Source organism: Catenulispora pinistramenti (assembly GCF_018274385.1).
In the GTDB taxonomy this organism is placed as follows: domain Bacteria; phylum Actinomycetota; class Actinomycetes; order Streptomycetales; family Catenulisporaceae; genus Catenulispora; species Catenulispora pinistramenti.
Window position 1 is genome coordinate 1 of the sequence record NZ_JAAFYZ010000212.1, and the last position, 19,561, is coordinate 19,561.

General features: G+C 71.2%; 16 protein-coding genes. 14 read left to right on the forward strand and 2 right to left on the reverse strand.

The window, feature by feature from the left end:
* From KGQ19_RS38700 to KGQ19_RS38755, 12 genes are all read left to right on the forward strand, one after another.
* Window positions 1-1,709: PucR family transcriptional regulator (locus KGQ19_RS38700; protein WP_212018746.1), on the forward strand; the 1,709-nt coding region annotated here is incomplete at its 5' end.
* 121 nt (window positions 1,710-1,830) lie between these two features.
* A complete protein-coding gene (locus tag KGQ19_RS38705; protein ID WP_212018747.1) occupies window positions 1,831-3,249 on the forward strand; it encodes a uracil-xanthine permease family protein in 1,419 nt (472 codons plus the stop codon).
* A 99-nt stretch (window positions 3,250-3,348) separates the two neighbouring features.
* Window positions 3,349-4,206 (forward strand): FAD binding domain-containing protein, encoded by an 858-nt coding sequence (locus tag KGQ19_RS38710; protein ID WP_212018748.1) that lies wholly within the window; start codon window positions 3,349-3,351, stop codon window positions 4,204-4,206.
* Window positions 4,203-4,703 carry a (2Fe-2S)-binding protein gene (locus KGQ19_RS38715; RefSeq protein WP_212018749.1) on the forward strand — a complete coding sequence of 167 codons (501 nt, stop codon included), beginning with the start codon at window positions 4,203-4,205 and terminating at the stop codon, window positions 4,701-4,703. The genes KGQ19_RS38710 and KGQ19_RS38715 overlap by 4 nt, the downstream gene beginning before the upstream one ends.
* Entirely contained in the window at window positions 4,696-7,083 is a 2,388-nt protein-coding gene (gene cutA, locus KGQ19_RS38720; RefSeq protein ID WP_212018750.1) for an aerobic carbon-monoxide dehydrogenase large subunit, read from the forward strand. Before KGQ19_RS38715 ends, cutA begins: the two co-directional genes overlap by 8 nt.
* Window positions 7,080-7,748 (forward strand): SRPBCC family protein, encoded by a 669-nt coding sequence (locus KGQ19_RS38725; RefSeq protein ID WP_212018751.1) that lies wholly within the window; start codon window positions 7,080-7,082, stop codon window positions 7,746-7,748. Before cutA ends, KGQ19_RS38725 begins: the two co-directional genes overlap by 4 nt.
* 85 nt (window positions 7,749-7,833) lie before the next feature.
* Window positions 7,834-8,742 carry a carbon-nitrogen hydrolase family protein gene (locus KGQ19_RS38730; RefSeq protein ID WP_212018752.1) on the forward strand — a complete coding sequence of 303 codons (909 nt, stop codon included), beginning with the start codon at window positions 7,834-7,836 and terminating at the stop codon, window positions 8,740-8,742.
* Window positions 8,739-10,814: a hydantoinase/oxoprolinase family protein gene (locus tag KGQ19_RS38735; protein ID WP_212018753.1), complete on the forward strand. Its 2,076-nt coding sequence runs from the start codon at window positions 8,739-8,741 to the stop codon at window positions 10,812-10,814. Before KGQ19_RS38730 ends, KGQ19_RS38735 begins: the two co-directional genes overlap by 4 nt.
* Entirely contained in the window at window positions 10,772-12,640 is a 1,869-nt protein-coding gene (locus tag KGQ19_RS38740) for a hydantoinase B/oxoprolinase family protein (protein WP_230420105.1), read from the forward strand. The genes KGQ19_RS38735 and KGQ19_RS38740 overlap by 43 nt, the downstream gene beginning before the upstream one ends.
* 1 nt (window position 12,641) lies before the next feature.
* Entirely contained in the window at window positions 12,642-13,580 is a 939-nt protein-coding gene (locus KGQ19_RS38745; protein WP_212018756.1) for a carbamate kinase, read from the forward strand.
* 3 nt (window positions 13,581-13,583) lie between these two features.
* Window positions 13,584-14,690, forward strand: a complete 1,107-nt coding sequence (gene bar / locus KGQ19_RS38750) for a barbiturase (RefSeq protein WP_212018758.1) — start codon at window positions 13,584-13,586, stop codon at window positions 14,688-14,690.
* Window positions 14,683-15,795: an XdhC family protein gene (locus KGQ19_RS38755; protein ID WP_212018760.1), complete on the forward strand. Its 1,113-nt coding sequence runs from the start codon at window positions 14,683-14,685 to the stop codon at window positions 15,793-15,795. The genes bar and KGQ19_RS38755 overlap by 8 nt, the downstream gene beginning before the upstream one ends.
* Window positions 15,796-15,872: 77 nt before the next feature.
* Here the strand turns inward: KGQ19_RS38755 and KGQ19_RS38760 are convergent, their stop codons facing one another.
* Both KGQ19_RS38760 and KGQ19_RS38765 read right to left on the reverse strand, forming a co-directional pair.
* Window positions 15,873-16,490, reverse strand: coding sequence for a DUF1707 SHOCT-like domain-containing protein (locus KGQ19_RS38760; RefSeq protein WP_212018762.1), 618 nt, complete (start codon window positions 16,488-16,490; stop codon window positions 15,873-15,875).
* 60 nt (window positions 16,491-16,550) lie between these two features.
* Entirely contained in the window at window positions 16,551-17,756 is a 1,206-nt protein-coding gene (locus KGQ19_RS38765) for an alpha/beta hydrolase family protein (RefSeq protein WP_212018764.1), read from the reverse strand.
* 169 nt (window positions 17,757-17,925) lie between these two features.
* Between KGQ19_RS38765 and KGQ19_RS38770 the strand changes: the two genes are divergently transcribed.
* Together KGQ19_RS38770 and KGQ19_RS38775 are read left to right on the forward strand one after the other, a co-directional pair.
* Window positions 17,926-19,095 carry a M48 family metallopeptidase gene (locus KGQ19_RS38770; RefSeq protein WP_212018766.1) on the forward strand — a complete coding sequence of 390 codons (1,170 nt, stop codon included), beginning with the start codon at window positions 17,926-17,928 and terminating at the stop codon, window positions 19,093-19,095.
* Between the two features lie 78 nt (window positions 19,096-19,173).
* Window positions 19,174-19,561: SHOCT domain-containing protein (locus KGQ19_RS38775; RefSeq protein ID WP_212018767.1), on the forward strand; the 388-nt coding region annotated here is incomplete at its 3' end.

Consider the following 19,561-nt stretch of genomic DNA (forward strand, 5'->3'; position numbering starts at 1 on the left):
CCATAGGCCTCACCGTCACCCAAGCCCTGGCCCTCCCCGCCCTGGCCGGCGCCCGCATCGTCGCCGGCCACGCCGGCCACGACCGCGTCGTCGAACGCGTCAACGTGATGGAGGTCCCGGACATCCTCCCCTGGGTCAAGCCCAAGGAGCTCCTCCTCACCACCGGCTACCCGTTGCGCCACTCGCCCTCCCCGCTCACCGACCTGATCGCCGACCTCGACCGCGCCGGGCTGGCGGCCATCGCCATCAAGCCCCACCGCTACCTCGGCGACCTCCCGCCCGAACTCCTCGCCGCCGCCGACCGCCTCGGCTTCCCGGTCATCGAGCTGCCCGAGGGCGTGGCCTTCGACGACATCCTCACCGACGTCCTGTCCGACGTCCTGGACCGCCAGTCCGCGGTCCTGGCCCGCGCCGACCACGTCCACCGCGCCCTGTCCCAGATCGCGTTGGAGGGCGGCGGCCTGGCCGAGCTCACCGCCGAGCTGGCCCGCATCCTCGGCGGCCCGGTCCTGGTCACCACGCCCGACGGCCGGATCCTGGCCGAGCACGGCGCCGACACCGTGTGCCACCTGCCCTGTTTCGACGCCGCACCCGACGGCCAGATCGGCCCCGCCGACCACCGCCTGCGCACCGAGGCCGAACACCCCGGCCTGACCGCGCACCACGGCACCCAGCACGCGCTGGTCCCGATCCTCGCCGGCCGGGTCGACCACGGCCGCCTGGTCGCCTTCGCCGACCGCCGCGCCTTCGACGCCGCCGACGTCGCAGCCCTCGAACGCGCCGCCACGGTCGCCGCGCTGGCCGTGGTCAAGCAGCTCGCGGTGGCCGCGGTCGAGGACAAGTACCGCGCCGACTTCCTCAGGGACCTGCTGACCGGCCGCCTGGAGGACCTGCAGTCGGCCGCCGCCCACGCCGCGACCCTGGGCTGGGACATCAGCCCGCGACCGGGGACCGGAAACGGCAGACAGCACCGTGCCTTGAACGGCGACCAGACCGCGGCCGCCCCCACTCCCCGCAGCCTTGTGGTCCTCGTCGCCGAACTGGACCCGGGCCAATCCGTCCTCCCCGCCTCCCAACACGCCCTGCGCCCGGCGCGAGAACGCTTCGCCGCCGCCTGGCAGACCGTCGTCTCCGGCCGCGACCGCACCAACCCGGTGGCCGGCTTCAACCAAGAAGTCGTCGTCGTCCTGAAAACCGGCGAAGACCCCGACCCACTGGTCAAAAGCCTGATCGCCGAGGTCTCCGGCACCGGGGGCGGCGGTCGCCGCACCTTCTCCACCGGCGTCTCCCGCCGCGTCGCGACCGTGGCCGACCTCCCCGCCGCCTACGAGGAAGCGCGCCGCGCGGTCCGCATGGGCCGCCGCCTCAACGGCCCCGGATCCGTGGCCCACTTCGACGCGCTCGGCGTCTACCGCCTGCTCTCCCTGGTCCCGGACCCGGACGAACTGCGCGACTTCGCCCGCCAGACGCTCAAAGGCCTGGCCGCCGACGGCGATCCCGACGCCGAGGACCTCCGCACCACCCTGGAAGTCCTGCTCGACACCAACCTGAACGTCGCCGAGGCCGCCCGCCGCCTGCACTTCCACTACAACACCCTGCGCTACCGCATCGGCAAGATCGAACGCCTGGTCGGCCCGTTCATGGAGCGCCCCGATCTCCGGCTGGATCTGTCGGTCGCGCTCCGCATCCTGCACATGCGAGGGCTGTGACTATGTGAGAGCTGTGACTATGTGAGGGCTGTGACGAGCCCGGCGACATCGGCGCGACCTGCGAAATCAGTAACCCGGCGGTACTTGTGACGCCCGTCACAGCGTTACTACAGTCCGCCCCATGACATTCGGTTGGCGGGTCGCATACCAAGGCAGGACTCCACCACCGGGCTCGGTCGTCCGCCCCGACGAGCGCCTGTCCTGGCCCCGCACCGTGGGCCTGGGCGCGCAGCACGTCGTCGCGATGTTCGGCGCCACGTTCGTGTTCCCCCTGGTCATGGGCCTGGATCCACAGCTGGCCATCATGATGAGCGGGATCGCCACCATCTGCTTCCTGCTGATCGTCAAGAACAAGGTCCCGTCCTACCTGGGCACCTCGGCCAGCTTCGTCGGCGGCGTGGCCGCGATCCGCGCGCAGGGCGGCGACGACCAGCACGTCACCGGCGCCATCCTGATCGCCGGCGGCGTCCTGCTGGTGGTCGGGCTGCTGATCCACTTCCTCGGCGCGCAGATCATCCACGCCGTCCTGCCCCCGGTCGTCACCGGCGCGGTGGTGCTGCTGATCGGCTTCAACCTGGCACCGGTCGTGGCGGATACCTACTGGCCGCAGGACCAGTGGGTCGCCTTGATCACCATGCTGGTCGCGATCGGCATCATGGTCGGGGTCCGGGGCTTCCTCGGCCGGATAGCGATCTTCGTGGCCCTGGTGTTCGGCTACGTCCTGTCCTGGCTCGTGGACCGGGTCTTCGGCAAGATCACGTCCTACGACGCCGGCGCCGGGCACGACACCACGCACTGGCGCGTGAACTTCGACGCCGTGAAGTCCGCCAAGTGGATCGGCTTCCCGGGCAAGACCAGCGGCACCGGCGCGCACCAGATCGCCGGGTGGCACTTCCCGGAGTTCAAGTGGGCCTTCATCCTGCTGGTCCTCCCGGCGGTGATCGCGCTGGTCGCCGAGAACACCGGGCACGTCAAGGCGGTGGCCGAGATGACCGGCGACGACCTGGACCCCTACATGGGCCGCGCGATCGCCGCCGACGGCTTCGGCACCGTCGTGGCCAGCACCTTCGGCGGCTCGCCGACCACCACTTACGCCGAGAACATCGGCGTCATGGCCGCCACCCGCGTCTACTCCACGGCCGCCTACTACGTCGCGGCGCTCGTGGCGATCCTGTTCGGCCTCTCGCCCAAGTTCGGCGCGCTGGTCGCGGCCACCCCCGGCGGCGTCCTCGGCGGCATCACCGTGGTCCTCTACGGCATGATCGGCCTGCTCGGCGTGAAGATCTGGACCGAGAACCGGGTCGACTTCGGCAACCCGCTGAACCTGGTCCCGATCGCCGCCGGGGTCATCATCGGCATCGGCAACACCAGCTTGAAGTTCACCGACACCTTCTCGCTGTCCGGGATCGCGCTCGGCACGATCGTGACCATCGTCTGCTACCACGCCGCCCGGATCATCGCCCCCGCGCACCTGAAGGCGGGTGCCGACGGCGCGGCTGAAGAGTCGGGGAGCGCTGGCGGGGTACCAGTCCAGGAATGAAGGGCTGCCGATCCTTGGGCAAGTTCAGCCAGCGATCGCGGCGGCGTTCGGCACAAGTCGACGTCGCCGCGACCCTTTCGGCGAGAAGAGGATGCCGTCATGAAGCCCCCGCCGGTGGTGTATCACGGCCCGGACACGGTAGACGAGGCCGTGCGGTTGCTGGCCGAACACGGCGGCCACGCGAAGGTGCTGGCCGGTGGCCAGAGCCTGGTGCCGATGCTGAACATGCGGCTGACGGCGCCCGCGCGGCTGATCGACGTGAACCGGCTGGACGAGCTCGCCTACGTCCGCACGGATCTGGAAGGCGTGCGGGTCGGCGCGCTGGCCCGGCACGCGGACGTCGAGCGCGCCACCCACGCCTTCGAAGCCGTCCCGCTCTTACGCCAGGCGGTCCAGACCGTCGCGCATCCGACGATCCGCAACCGCGGGACGACGGTCGGCAGCCTCGTGCACGCCGATCCGTGTGCTGAGATGCCCGCCGTACTGCTGCTCCTGGACGGCGAGGTGCTTCTGCGCTCGGACCGCGCCGGGGAACGAGTCGTCAAGGCGGCCGACTTCTTCGTCGGACCGATGGAATCAGCCTGCGAAGAAGACGAGCTGGCCATCGAGGCCTACTTCCCGAAACCCAGGGGCCGCACGGGAACCGACTGGCGCGAACTGTCACGACGCAACGGCGACTACGCGATGTGCGGAGTCGGAACCTCGGTTCGCGTCGACGACACCGGCGCCGTGACCTGCGCGAAGGCGGCGTACATCGGGATGGGGCCGGTGCCCTCGGTCGTGGATGTCACCGGTGCCGACTTCTCCGGCGCCGACTTCTGCGCCGCCGCCGAACACGCGGCCGACCAGCTCGACCCCGAGGACGACATCCACGCGAGCGCCGAGTATCGCAGGCATCTGGCACGCGTCCTGACCGCGCGCTCCCTGAAGGCGGCGTACGAGGCGGTGGCACCGTGACCGAGCAGCTGCATCAGATCACTGTCACGGTCAACGGCGTCGCCCGGCGCGGCGAGGTCCCGGCCCGCCGGCTGCTGGCCGACTTCCTGCGCATGGACCTCGGCCTGACCGGCACGCACCTCGGTTGCGAGCACGGCGTCTGCGGCGCCTGCACGCTGCTCCTGGACGGCGTCCCGGTCCGCTCCTGCCTCATCTTCGCGGTCTCGGCCGACGGCCACGCCGTGACGACCGTCGAAGGATGCTGCGAAGCCGGTGGCGAACTCGGCCCGGTCCAGCAGGCCTTCCAGGACTGCCACGGCCTGCAGTGCGGTTTCTGCACCCCCGGATTCATCACGACCATCACCGCCTACCTCGAAGAGAACCCCAAACCCACCGAGGAAGAGGCGCGGGAGGCGATCGGGGGGAACCTGTGCCGCTGTACCGGCTATCAGAACATCGTCAAAGCGGTGTTGCGGGCCGCGGACCTCAAACGCGAGCGGGAGAGCGCCGATGAATGACAAGCTCGTCGGCCAGCCGCTGGTCCGCAAGGAGGATCCCAGGCTCCTGAGAGGCGACGGCCGCTATCTCGACGACCTCGGCCGCGGCGCGCTCGCGGCGGCCTTCGTCCGCAGCCCGGTCGCGCACGCCCGCATCGCCGGCATCGACGTGGACGAAGCGCTGGACGTCGAAGGCCTGGTCGCCATCTACACCCACGAGGATCTGCCGGGCCGGATCGCCGAACCGCTGCCGCTGTTGATCCCGCATCCCGCCCTCACCCACCCGCGCACGCCCTACTGCCTGGCCAACGGCGAGGTGAACCACGTCGGCGAGGCCGTGGTGATGGTCGTCGCGACCGATCGCTACGTCGCCGAGGACGTGGCCGAGCGGATCCGGGTGACGTACGAGGACCTGCCGCCGGTGGTGGGCATCGACCAGGCGCGGGCCGGGGAGCGGCTGGTGCACCAGGACGCGCCGGGGAACGTCGCCGCACACAGCGTGCAGACCAACGGCAAGGGCGACGCGCACGACGCCATCGCCTCCGCCCCGCACCGCCTCGCCCTCGACCTCCATATCGAGCGCAGCGCCTCGATGCCGATGGAGGGCAAAGGCGTTCTGGCGCACTGGGATCCCGATGACAGAACCCTGCGGGTGCACTCCTCGACGCAGACCTCCACGAGCGTGCGCCTGGCCGTGGCGGCGAAGCTCGAACTGCCGCCGGACCGGGTCGAGGTGATCACGCCCGACGTCGGCGGCGGGTTCGGCGTGAAGATCGTGCATCCCTGGCCCGAGGAGATCCTGGTGCCGTGGGCGGCGATGACGCTCGGCCAGGATGTGAAGTGGGTCGAGGACCGGCGCGAGCACTTCACGTCCAGCGCGCACGAACGCGCGCAGCGGCAACACGTCGAGGTCGGGTTCGACGCGGCCGGCCGGCTGCTCGGGCTGAGCGTCGAGATCTGGCACGACAACGGCGCGTACGTGCCGTACGGGATCATCGTGCCGATCGTGACGTCCACACAGCTGCTGGGGCCGTACAAGGTCGGCGCGTACCGGGTCGAGTTCACGTCGCTGTATACGAACACTGTCATTGTCACCCCGTACCGGGGAGCGGGACGGCCGCAAGGCGTGTTCGCGATGGAGCGGACGATGGACGCGATCGCCGAATACCTGGGGACGGACCGGCTCGCGGTGCGCGAAGCCAACCTGATCCAGCCCGAGGAGATGCCCTACGACCAGGGCCTGGTGTTCCAGGACGGTCGTCCCCTGATTTACGACTCCGGCGACTACCCGACGATGCTGCGGATGATCCGGGACCTGGTCGGCTGGGACGGCTTCGAGGCCGAGCGGGCCGCGGCCGCCGCCGAGGGCCGCCGGATCGGCATCGGGATCGGGGCCTACGTCGAGGGCACGGGCATGGGGCCGTATGAGGGCGCCCACGTGAAGGTGGAGACGACCGGCGAAGTCGTCGTCTCCACCGGGCTCACCACCCAGGGGCAGGGGCACTACACCTCGCTCGCGCAGATCGCCGCCGACGTGCTGGGCGTCGGGGTCGGCGACGTCACGGTCATCACCGGCGACACGCGGCGGTTCAAGTACGCGGTCGGGACGTTCGCCTCGCGGGCGATCGTGACCAGCGGGAACGCGGTCGCGATCGCCGCCGGGAAGGTCGCGCAGAAGGCGAAGCGGATCGCGGCGGCGGCCTTGGGTGACGGGATCAGTCCGGAGGATCTGGAACTCGTGGACGGTCGCGTCCGCCGGCGTGCCGATCCGGCGACGGCGATCGACCTGCGCACCGTCGCGGTGCTGTCCAACCCGCTGCGGTACGCCTTCGACGAGGAGACCAAGGCGGCCACCCAGTTCGCGGCGGCCACCGGCACCGGCGACGAGCCCGGGCTGGAGGCGACCGGCTACTACATGCCGGAGCGCTCGACGTTCGCGGCCGGCGCGCACGGGGTCGTGGTCGAGACCGATCCGGAGACCGCCGACATCAGGATCCTGCGGTACTGCGTGGTGCACGACTGCGGTGTGGTCGTGAACCCGCGCATCGTGGAGGGCCAGGTGCACGGCGGCGTCGCGCAGGGTATCGGCGGAGCGCTGTACGAGCGGATCGTCTACGACGACGCCGGGCAGCTGGTGAACGCCTCCTACATGGACTTCCTGATCCCGTTCGCCACCGAGGTGCCGCACATCCAGACGGCGCACATGGTCACGGCGTCGGGGCTGAATCCCCTGGGTCTGAAGGGCGCGGGCGAGGCCGGGGTCATCCCCACGTCGGCGGCGGTCGCCTCGGCGATCGAGGACGCCGAGGGGCTGGCCGTGCGGCGCATGCCGATCTCGCCGAGCGAGCTGTACGAACTGCGGAAGGCACAGCAGGCACGGAAGGAACAGGTGAGCGCGTGAAGGTCTCCGGTAACGCGATTCTCAAGGCCGACGTGGGACGGGTCTACGAAGCGCTGACGGATCCACGGATGCTCGCGGCCGCGATCCCCGGCTGCGAACGCCTCGAACTGGTGGCACCCGACGTCTACGACATGGTGGTCACGGTCGGTGTCGGCTCGATCAAGGGCACGTACAAGGGGCGCGTGGAACTCGCCGAACAAGCGGCGCCCCGCTCCTTCACCCTGCGCGCCTCCGGCGCCGGCGCCCCCGGCACGGTCTCCGCCGAATGCCGCATGCTCCTGGTCGACGAGGCCGCCGCCCGCACCCGCGTGGAGTACGACGCGGACGCGGTGGTCGGCGGGGTGGTCGGCGGCGTCGGGCAGCGCATGCTCGGCGGCGTGGCCCGCAAGCTGGCGGGTCAGTTCTTCGCCGGGATGGACGGAGCGCTGGTACGCGAGGCCGCGCCAGCCGGCGAGCAACAGGCCGAGCTGGTCCCGGCCGCCGAGGTACACCCCACCAACGGACCGGTCACGGCCTACCCGATCCTCACCCCGCCCGGCCAACTCGGATCATCCAACTCGGCAGTGGCGCTCTCGGCCGGGCTTGCCGGAGCGGCGGCAGCGCTGAGCGGCGTGGTGCTGGGCTATGTGCTGGGCCGCTTGAGCGGTCGACGGGGGCCCCGATGAGGGCCCGCGGCGCGATGTCGGACGCATGCCGCCGCAAGACTGGAGCGTTTCACGTAACTGGGGTTTGCCGGTTGGCAGGTGTCCTGTGCGCCGTCTGACCGCAGCCGCCCTCCAACTCGCGCCGCACCCCGGCCCGCTCACCGCCAACAGCGTCGCCGAAAACCTCAACCGTGCCGTGGAGCTCATCGAGCGCTGCGTCAGCGCCACCGGCGCCGAACTGCTCGTCCTGCCCGAGGCCGTCACCACCGGCTTCACCCCGGGCATCACCGCCGCCGAACTCTGGGACCTGATGAGCCCCGTCCCCGGCCCCACCACCGAGCCGGCGCAGCAGGCCGCGCGCCGGCTCGGCGTCCACGTCGTGCACTGCACTTACGAGCGCGGCGAGGAGCGCGGCGTCGTCTACAACTCCGCGCTGCTCATCGATCCGGCCGGCGAGATCCGAGGCGTCTATCGCAAGACGCACCTGTTCCCCGGCGAGACACAGTGGGTCACGCCCGGCGATTCCGTCACGGTCGTGGACACCGACCTCGGCCGCATCGGCATGGCCATCTGCTTCGACGGCGACTTCCCCGAGCTGTTCCGCATCCAGGCGGTGCAGGGCGCCGAGATCATCTGCCGGCCCTCCGCGCTGCTGCGCTCCGCCGATATCTGGGAGCTGACAACCCGTGCCCGCGCCTACGACAACCACGTCTACGTCATCGGCGCCAACGCCACCGGCACCGATCCGGCCGGCGTGCACTACTTCGGCAACTCGCTGATCGTCACGCCGATCGCCGAGGTGGTGGCGCGCGCCGCGTCGCACGAGGGCTGGGTCGCCGCGCAGCTGGATCCCGCCGACGCCATGCGGACCCTGACGCCCGGCTCGGACCGCGCGCAGGGCTTCGACCACCTCGCCGAGCGCAACCTCACCCTGCTGGAGAAGCACCAGAAGGACCTGATCGGACAGGCGCGGACCCCGTTCAAGCTCGGCGGCGGGCTCGGGGGCGGTGCATGATCCGGATCGGCATCGACACCGGCGGGACGTTCACCGACGTCGTGGCGATCGAGGAGACGACCGGCCGGCTGGCGGCCGGCAAGGTGCCCTCGACGCCCGCCGATCCGTCGCGGGGATTCATCGCGGCGGTTCGCAAAGCCCTTGCCCTGCTCGAAGCGACCCCCGACGACATCGCCGTCGTCAGCCACGGCACCACCGTCGCCACCAACCAGCTCCTGCAAGGCAAGGTCGATCGGCTGGGCTTCGTCACCACCGCGGGGTTCGAACACCTCCTGGAGATCGCCCGCCAATCCGTCCCGGACGGCTACGGCAACAGCTACTTCTGGGTCAAGCCCCCGCGCATCGTCCCGGCCGACCTGGTATGCGGCGTCGGCGGCCGGTTCGACGCCGACGGCCGGGAAGTCCGGCCGTTCAGTACCGCCGACGCCAAAGAAGCCGCGCGCCATCTGAAGGCGGCTGGCGTCCGCTCCATAGGCGTCTCCTTCCTGCACTCCTACGCCAACGCAGAACACGAACAAGCGATGCGCGAAGTCCTCGAAGCGGAGTTCCCCGAGGCCGCCGTGTCGATTTCCTCTGATGTCCTGCCCGAGTACCGCGAGTACGAGCGCTCCATGACCACGCTCGTAGACGCCGCCGTGAAACCGACCGTCGCCGGCTATGTCGGCCGCATCCGCGAACGCCTGGATGCCCTGCAGGACAACGGCCGTAGCGTCCCCTTCTACGTCATGAAGTCGAACGGCGGCGTCCTGTCGGCGCAGGAAGTGGTTCGCCAACCGGTCACCACCGTGCTCTCCGGTCCGGCCGCCGGAGCCCTCGGCGCGGCCCTCATCTCCGCGCACGCCGGCTTCGACCGCATCCTCACCCTCGACGGCGGCGGCACCTCGACCGACGTGGCCGTGGTCCTGCACGGCGAGCCGGCCGTCACCACCGAGGGCGGCGTCGGCGGCTACCCGTCGAAGATCCCGATGATCGACGTCGTGACGGTCGGCGCCGGCGGCGGTTCGGTGGCCTGGCTGAGCCCCGAGGGCACGCTCAAGGTCGGCCCGCGCTCGGCCGGCGCCGACCCCGGCCCCGTCTGCTACGGCCGCGGCGGTACCGAGGTCACCGTCACCGACGCCCACCTGGTCCTGGGCCGCATCCCGGACGGCCTGCTCGGCGGTGAGGTGCCGCTGGACCGGGACGCGGCCCGCGCCGGGCTGGCCGGTCTCGGCGGCAAGCTCGGCATGAGCGAGCAGGCCGTCGCCGCCGGGATCCTGGAGATCTCGGCGTGGAACCAAGCCAATGCCCTGCGACAGGTCACGGTGAAGCGCGGGCTGGACGTGCGGGACTTCCAGCTGACCGCGTTCGGCGGCTCCGGCGCTCTGCTGGCTTGTCGGCTTGTCGATATTCTCGGCGTCCGCGGCGTGCTGGTGCCGCCGGATCCGGGGAACGTGTCCGCGTTCGGGCTGCTCACGGTCGATGTGCGCAACGACTACGTCCAGACCTACGTCCGGCGCCACGACCGCATCGACGTCGCGCGAGTAAGAACCCTGCTCGACGCGCTGCGCGCATCCGCCGCCGAAGCCCTGCGGGCCGAGGGGTTCGACGCCGCGCAACAGGTGTTCAAGCGCAGCGCCGACCTGCGGTACTTCGGGCAGGCGTATGAGGTGCGGGTCCCGGTGCCCGACGGCGATTTCGCAGCCGACGCCGCGGAGAAGGTCGTCGAAGCCTTCCACGACGCACACCAGGCCGTGTACGGGTACTCATTCCGCGGCGACGACCGGCAGGCCGTGGAGTGGGTGAACCTGCGGGTCACCGGCATCGGCCCGATCCAGCGGCCGCGGATCGCCGAGGTCCCGGCGCGCCCCGACGGCGGATCACCGATCCCGGTGGAGACACGCAAGGTGTGGTTCGGAGACGAGCCGGTCGACGCCGCCATCTATGACCGCCGCATGCTCAGACGCGACGATGTGATCACCGGCCCGGCGATCGTCCAGGAGTACGGCTCGACCGTGCCGGTGCACCCCGGCTTCCTGTGCGCCGTGGACCAATGGGGCAACCTCCTGCTGACCCAGAGGGAGCAGCCGTGCTGAATCCGGTGTTGCTGGAGATCGTCGAGGGCACCCTGGCCTCCGTCGAGCGCGAAGTCGAGACCGCGATCGCCCGAACGTCGCGATCCCCGATGATCCGAGACGCCCACGACTTCCGCGCGGGCATCCACGACGCCCGGCTGCGCAAGCTCACCGGCCGGTCGTACTCGGCGCTGGTGCATCCGGTGGTGCGGGACTATCCGATGGCTGAGATGCGGCCCGGCGACGTCTACTTCCACAACGACGTCTACCTGTCCGAAGGCGGCATCGGGCACCTGCCGGACCTGTGCGTCACCGTGCCGGTCTTCCACGACGGCGCCGTCGCCGCGTTCGTCCAGGCCTTCGGACACCACGACGACATCGGCGGCGCGTGCCCGGGCTCGATGCCCTCCGGGGCGCGCAGCGTCTTCGAAGAGGGCCTGATGGTGCCGCCGATCCGGTTGTGGGACGCCGGGGTGCCGAACGAGGCCGCGCTGAAGATCATGACCCGCAACTCCCGGATGCCGGACTCGCTGGCCGCCGACCTGGACGCGGAGTGCTCGGCCTGCCTGATGGGCGCGCGGCGGCTCGGCGAGGTGTTCGCCCGCTACGGACGCGGCGCCGTCGAAGAGTGCTTCGACGCCATCATCGACCTGACCACGCAGACCTTCCGGCGCGAGGTGCTGGCGAAGATCCCCGACGGCTCCTACACCTGGGAGGACTACGCCGAGCACGACGGCGTCGACCCGCCGATGCTGCACCGGCAGCGGATCACCGTGACGAAGCTGCCCGAGGACGGCGGCCGGCTGGTCATCGACTTCACCGGCACCGGGCCGCAGGCGAAGGGCCCGATCAACCACTGCGGCGACTACGCGGACGGCAACTTCCTGAAGAAGTGGCTGGCCCCGGTGTTGCGCAACCTCGCCGACAGCCCCGAGCGCATGGCCGAACTCGACGTCAACGAGGGCGTCGTGCCGTTGATCGAGATGCGCTTCCCGCCGCCGGGCACCCTGCTGACCCCGGTCTTCCCGGCGCCGACCAACGCGCGCACCTTCGTCATCCTGCGTCTGCTCGGCGTCCTGTCCGGCGCACTGGCCAAGGCCGTGGACGGCCGCATGCCCGCCGACCAGGAGACCATCCGCTACACCGGCGTCTACGGCACCGACGCCGACGGGCTGCCGTATCTGATGCGCGAAGTCCTCGGCGGCGGCTCCGGCGGCCGGTACTACGCCGACGGCGAGGACACGATCCACGTGGTGCCGGACTCGCGCAACATCCCGGTGGAGTTCGCCGAGGCACGCTGGCCGTTCCGGGTGGAGAAGCTGGGCCTGGCGGTGGACTCCGGCGGCCCGGGCCGCTTCCGCGGCGGACTCGGCTACGAGAAGCAGATCAGGATGCTGCGGGACGCGGAGTTCATGAGCATCGCCGACCGCTCGATCCTGGCCTGCTGGGGCGTCAAGGGCGGCCGGGCCGGCCGGCCGTTCGAGGTGGTGATCGACCCGGGCGGACCCGCGGAGCGGGTGGTCGACGCACTGGCCGACGCCGAACCGGTACGCGCCGGGGAGGTCATCCGGATCCGGACGACCGGCGGCGGCGGGTGGGGCGATCCGCTGGAGCGGCCGGTGGATGAGGTCAGCAGGGATCTGCGATGGGGCAAGATTTCGGTGGGCGGCGCCCGAGGCGATTACGGGGTCGTCTTCACCGGCGATCGCGTGGTGGATCCCACAGCCACCGAGTCCTTGCGTGCCCAGATGCGTGCGGCACGTGGCCCGGAACCGTTCTTCGACCGCGGCCCCGGCTACGCACGCCTGTCCGGCGGTGCGACTTCGGCCGACTGCGATTGGCGCTGACATGCGAGCCCTGATCGCGCTCGGCGGCAACGCCATGACCGCCCCCGACGGCCGGGCCCGCCCCGAAGACCAGATCGCCGCGGTCGCCGTCGCCATGGAAGCCGTCGCCGACTTGGTCGAGGCAGGCGTCGAGGTGGTGCTGACCCACGGCAACGGTCCGCAGGTCGGCAACCTCCTGGTGAAGAACGAGCTCGCCGCTCATGTGGTGCCGCCGGTGGGACTGGACTGGTGCGGCGCCCAGACGCAGGGCACCCTCGGCTTCGTCATCGTCAGCGCACTGGAGCGGGCGCTGGCCGCCCGCGCCATCGCCAAGCCCGTCGCGGCCATCGTCACCCGCACCCTCGTCGACGCGGACGACCCCGGCTTCATCCGCCCCACCAAGCCGATCGGCCGCTACCTCCCGAAGGAGCAGGCCGCCGCGATGATCGCCCACGGCCAGACCTGGGAGGACCGCGGCGAGCGCGGCTGGCGCCGAGTGGTCGCCTCGCCAGAACCGCTCGACGTCCTCGACGCCCCGGCGGCGACAGCGCTCCTGGACGCCGGCTACGTCGTCGTCGCCTGCGGGGGCGGCGGCATCCCGGTGAGCCGCGACCTGCCCACCAACCTGCTTCAAGGCGTCGAAGCCGTCATCGACAAAGACCTCTCCGCCGTCCTGCTGGCCCGCGCCGTCGCCGCCGACCAGCTCGTCATCGCCACCGACGTGGACCACATGTACCTCCGCTTCGGCACCGCCGATGCCAGGGCCCTGGGTCGCGTCACTGTCGCGAACTTGCGCGCGTATCTTGCCGCCGGCGAGTTCGGCGGCGGCAGCATGGCGCCGAAAGCCGAGGCCGCGTGCCGGTTCGTGGCGGGCGGCGGGCAGCGGGCCGTCGTCACCGCGCTGGGAAGTATTCGCGAGGCCGTTCTTGGGAATGCCGGAACCGTAGTCGAAAAGGAGTGACTAGTGCCTGAGGCGATCGAAGTCCGCAAGGTGCCGTTGCGGCACGTCAGTGACGCGTCGGGGCTGGCCGAGCTGATCACCGCCGGAGCGGTGGCGGCCGACCGGGTGGTGGCGGTCGTCGGCAAGACCGAGGGGAACGGCGGCGTTAACGACTACACGCGCATCATCGCCGACCGCGCGTTCCGCGAGACGTTGGTGCGGCTCGGGACGCGCAGCGCCGAGGAGGTCGCGCAGGTGCCGATCGTGTGGTCCGGCGGGACCGACGGCGTGTTGTCGCCGCACGCGACCGTCTTCGCGACGGTCGACGCCGAACCCTGCGACGAGCCGCGCCTGACCGTCGGCTTCGCGATGAGCGAGCCGCTGCTGCCCGAGGAGATCGGCCGGACGGCGATGATCACCAAGGTGGCCGACGCCGTGCACGAGGCGATGAAGCGGGCCGGCATCGACGACCCGGCGGACGTGCACTACGTCCAGACCAAGACCCCGCTGCTGACCATCCAGACCATCCGCGAGGCCAAGGAACGCGGCGAGTCGGTGTGGACCGAGCAGACCCACGAGTCGATGGACCTGTCCAACGGCTGCACCGCCCTGGGCATCGCGGTGGCGCTCGGCGAGATCGGGATGCCGGCCGACGAGGCGGTGCTGCATGACAGGGACCTGTATTCGTCGGTGGCCTCCTGCTCCTCGGGCGTGGAGCTGGACCGGGCGCAGGTCGTCGTGGTCGGCAACGCCACCGGCGTCGGCGGCCGCTACCGCATCGGCCACGCGGTGATGAAGGACGCGCTGGACGCCGACGGCATCTGGGACGCGATCCGCGCCGCCGGCCTGGACCTGCCCGATCGGCCGCACTCCGAGGACCTGGGCGGCAAGCTGGTCAACGTCTTCCTCAAGTGCGAGGCCGGCACTGACGGCATGGTCCGCGGCCGCCGCAACGCCATGCTCGACGACTCCGACGTGCACTGGCACCGCCAGATCAAGGCCTGCGTCGGCGGCGTCGCGGCCTCGGTGACCGGCGACCCGGCCGTCTTCGTCTCGGTCTCGGCCGCGCATCAGGGCCCTGACGGGGGCGGTCCGGTCGCCGCGATCGTGGACGTGGGCCCGGGTGCGTGAACTGCTGCCCACCCTCCTCGCCTGGCGCGCCGCCGGCGAGCCGTTCGTCCTGGCCACGGTCGTCGCCACCGCCGGCGGCGGGCCGCGCGAACTCGGCGCGGCGATGGCGGTACGGATGGCCGACGGCGTGCCCGGCGAGGTGATCGGCAGTGTGTCAGGAGGCTGTGTCGAGGCGGCCGTGATCGAGGAGGCGGCCCGGGTGCTGGCCGAGGGCCGGCCCCGGCTGCACACCTATGGCTTGACGGACGCCGAAGCGGTCGGCCTGACCTGCGGCGGCACGCTGTCGGTCTTCATCGAGCCGGGCATGCCCGGAACCGCGAACCTGGACCGCGTCCACGAAGCAGTGGAAACCGGCGGCGGTGCGGCGGTGGTGACGGTGATCGCCGGACCGCCGGAGTTGGTGGGGCTGCACCGCGGCGATGTGTTGCGGGCCAACGGATACGCGGCGCTCGCCGATGCCGTCGCCCGGGACGCCGATGCGTTGGTCGACGTGGGGGAGTCGGCGCTGCGTCGCTATCGATTGGACGGCTGCCCCGCGCCGTCGGCCGGCGACTGGAACGTGCCCGACGTCGTGACAGTGTTCTTCCATGTGATGGCCGCTCCGCCCCGCCTGATCATCCTCGGCGCCCTGGACTACGCGGCGTCATTGGCGGGCATCGGACGCTTCCTCGGCTACCGGGTGACGGTCTGCGACGCCCGGCCGGTGTTCGCCACGGCCGCGCGGTTCCCCGACGCCCACGACGTGGTGGTCGCCTGGCCGCACCGGTACCTGGAAGCGACGTCGATCGACGAGCGCACGGCGATCTGTGTGCTGACCCACGACCCGAAGTTCGACGTGCCCGCGCTCCAGATCGCGCTGCGGTCGGCGGCGGTCTACGTCGGTGCGATGGGCTCGCGGCGGACGTGCGAGGACCGCGAGCAGCGCCTGCGCGAGGCCGGGATCACAGAACACGAACTCGCGCGGCTGTCGGCGCCGATCGGCCTGGACCTCGGCGCTTCGACGTCCGCGGAGACCGCCGTGTCGATCGCGGCAGAGCTGGTATCGGCGCGACGCCGGGGGAGCGGGGAACCGTTGCGGCGGACCGTGGGCCGGATTCATCACTGATCCGTCATCCCGCGGTCCGCCCTGGCTTGCCTCGGCTTGCCTCGGTTCGCCTGGTGATCTCCGGTGCCGCGAACGCCTCAGATCGGCGGCAGCTGCCGCCGCTGCCTCTCCCACTTCGCCCGCCGCGACTGCAACACCGGCGCCGAGATGCCGAACAGCGCAGCCCCGGCCGGACCGGCCACCCACAGCGGCCACGGGTACGGGAACGACACCGTGGTGACGCCGACCAGCACCCAGATCACGATGTTGATGGACACCGCGGCGAACAGGATGGTCCACAGCACCTTCAGCCCACCGGGGAGGTCGACGAACGCGCCGCGGACACCGGGGTGCGGGGTCGGCGGGACCGGAGGCGGCGTGGGCACGACGTACACCGGCTGCGGCGCCTGCGGCGCGACCGGCGGCGGAGGCGGTACCGGGGCCGCCCCCGGAACCGGACCCGGGATCCCGGGGACCGGAGCGACCCGCGCGGGCGCCGGGGCGCCCGTCGGCAGGTCGTCGTGCAGCAGCTCCAGATCTCCGATGGTGACGGCCTCGTACGCCTTCTCCATGCGCTCGACGTACTCGTCCATCTTCAGCCGGCCGTCGTCCATCGCCGTCTTCAGGATCTCGACGACGGCCTGCCGCTCCGAGTCCGACACCCGCATGCGCTGTCGTTTGTCACCGTCCGCGCGGCTTTCGCGGTTGTCACTCATCCAAACTCCCCAACCGGTCCGGCCCAGGCGCGGGCCCCGTATCCCGTCTTGCGGGAGAGCCTAGTCCTGGAAGAGCACCTCGGGGTTGTTCGCTGTGGGGCCGTCGAGCAGGGGCTGGTGGATTCCCTTCAGAGTCTGGTCGAAGAAGGCCGTCACGTACTCCCGGGTGATCACCGCGCCGCGTACCGGGTCGATGCCGGCCGGCTCGGGGATGCCGGCTTCCTGGGCGAGGATCGGGATGTCGGTGAACGTGGCGTGGTTGGCGCCGCTGACGTCCAGGTAGCGCTTGTAGCCGCCGAGGTTCGCGTAGGCCTGGGTCCAGGTGGGGTCGCCGAGCTGGTGGCTCATCATCAGGTAGGGCCGGGTGATCTGGCCGGGCGCCGGAACCGGGAAGAAGGTGCCGTCCAGGTTCACGGCCGAGCGCACCCGCTGGTCGCCGATCATCGTGTCCACCGTGGCCGCCCCGCCGATCGAGTGCCCGGCCATGCCGATGCTGTGCTTGTCGATCAGCCCGGACAGGTGCCACGCGCGGTCGCCGTGGGTCAGCTGGTCCAGGACGAAGGACACGTCCAGCGCGCGGCTGGCGGTGATGGTGTCCGGGTCGGGCGCGGTCGGGCCGCCCTGGCAGATCGCGCACGGCGGGGTCTGGCCGTTCGCCAGCGTCTCGCCGCTGTCCTCGTAGGTGTGGCCGACGAGCGCCACGACGTAGCCGTGGCTGGCCAGCTCGGTCGCCAGCGAGGTGAGCGTGGTGCGCGGGTTCTCGAAGCCGGGGGAGAGCACGACGAGCGGGTACTTGCCGTGCACCGGCCGCGCGTTGTCGTAGGCGTGGGTCGTGACGGTGGAAAGCTCCTGAGCGGTGATGCCGGAGCCCGCCGGCACCCGGTACTGGATGAAGCCGGCCGCCTCGGCGAGCGTCATGTAGGGCGCCGGGGTCCCGGTCCCGGCGACCGCCGGATAGAACATGGACACCGTGAGCTGCCGAGGACCCGCCGACGGCACCCACGGATCGGGCCGATCCGAGTCGGTGAGGTGGATGACGTCCTCACCGGCGGCATAGCGCCCGGTCGGCGCGGGCAGTGCGCCTTGGAACGCGGCGGCAGGCTTGACGGCGGAGGCCGGCTGCAGGGCGGTGGCCGGCGCGACGACAGCCGAGCCCGAGCCGTCGGGCAGCGGCGTGGTGGCGGTGGCGAACGCGGCGCCGGTCGTGGCGACCGACGCGGCGAGCGCGATGACTGCGGCGATGCTGATACGACGATGAATTGCCATGGCCACGACGCTATGGCGGGGGCGGGGGCGACCGAATCACTCCACGGAACGGGATCTTCGAGCCCTGTCATCCGGCAGGTTGACGAGGGTCATCCGCGCGAAGGATGAGATGGGCCGCTCCTCGCGTCGGACACGCGCTCAAGGCACTGGTGCGGGGCAGACTGGACCCGTGGATTACGCGGCAGCCCAGGACTTCACCCCCGAGCAGATCGAGCGCGCCCGCGCCTACAAGCGCGACACGCGTCCGCTCCGCCTCGCCTCGACCCTCCTCAGCCTCGCGGTGCCGCTGGTCCTCGGCCTGACCCCGGCCGGTGCCGGGCTGGTCGAGGCGGCCGGCGACGTCGGTGGCGGCGGGTGGGTCGCCACCGCGCTGCTGGGCAGCCTCGCGCTGTCGGTGCTCGGGCTGGTGCTCCGGATGCCGCTGAGCATGTGGGGCGAGACCATCAGCCGCCGCTGGGGGCTGTCCAAACGCGGCTGGGGCCTGTTCGCCGCCGACACCGCGAAGGGGTTCGGCATCGGCACGGTGCTCACCGCGGCGGCGGTCGGCGGGTTCTACGCCTTGCTGCGCAACGGCGGCGGGGCCTGGTGGGTCTGGGCGGCGCTGGCAGCCGCGGCGCTGGCGGTCCTGGGGTCGTTCGTGATGCCGGTCCTGATCGAGCCGCTGTTCAACAAGTTCAAGCCGCTGCCCGAGGGCCCGTTGCGGCAGCGGTTGATGGCGCTGGTCGAGCAGTCGGGGGTGCCGGTCAAGGACATCCTGGTCAGCGACAGTTCCCGGCGCACCACCGCCGCCAACGCCTACGTCTCCGGCTTCGGCAAGACCCGCCGGCTGGTCGTGTGGGACACCACCACCGACAGCCTGGACACCGACGAGGTCGCCGCGATCGCCGCCCACGAACTCGGCCACGCGGCACGGCGCGACGTTCTGGTCGGCACCGTCCTCGGGGCGGTCGGCGCGGCCCTCGGCGTCCTGGTCCTCGCGGCGGCGCTGCACTGGTCGCCCCTGCTCGACGCGGCCGGCGTCCATCACGCCGCCGACCCGCGCTCGCAAGTCCTGCTGCGGGCCGTGCTGGTGGTGATCGGCCTGGCCGGGGAGCCGTGGGGACTGGCGTACAGCCGCTACATCGAAGGCCGCGCGGACGGCTACGCCCTCGATCTGTACCGCGAGCCGGACACCATCGTGCGCATGGAACGTGCCCTGGCAGTGCAGAACATCGCCGACCTGAACCCCAGCCGCTGGGAAGTCCTGACCCGCTACACCCACCCCCCGATCCCCGAACGCATCGCCCACGCGCGCCGCTGGGCTGCGGAAACAGGGGTCGCTATTCCTAAGCCCCTTTAAGCACCGTCTTAGGATCCGGGCGCACATTAAGTAACGGGACACAGTGCGCAAACGGAAATCCGAAGGAGGTGGAGGCCCATGTATCCCGGACCTTGGTACGGTCCCGGACGCCATGTTCACGAGGGCCTCGGCTGGGGCGGTTGGCTGCTCTGGGTGTTGTTCATGGTCGCGCTCTGGGCGTTGGTCATCACCGCGGTCGTGTGGTTGGTGCGCAGCTTCACGCACCGCGCTCCGGTGACGGCACAGCGCGCGACGCAGGTGCACGGCGGCCCACCGCCGTGGCGCTCGGGCGGGGCGGGGACGGTCCCGGCCGAGCAGATCCTGGCCGAACGCTTCGCCCACGGGCAGATCGACGAGAACGAGTACCGGGCCCGCCTCGGCGTGTTGCGCGGAGAGCAGGCGCAGGAGCAGGCGCAGACGATGGCGGCGCAAGCCAGTCCACCGCCCCCGCCACAACCTCCCACGC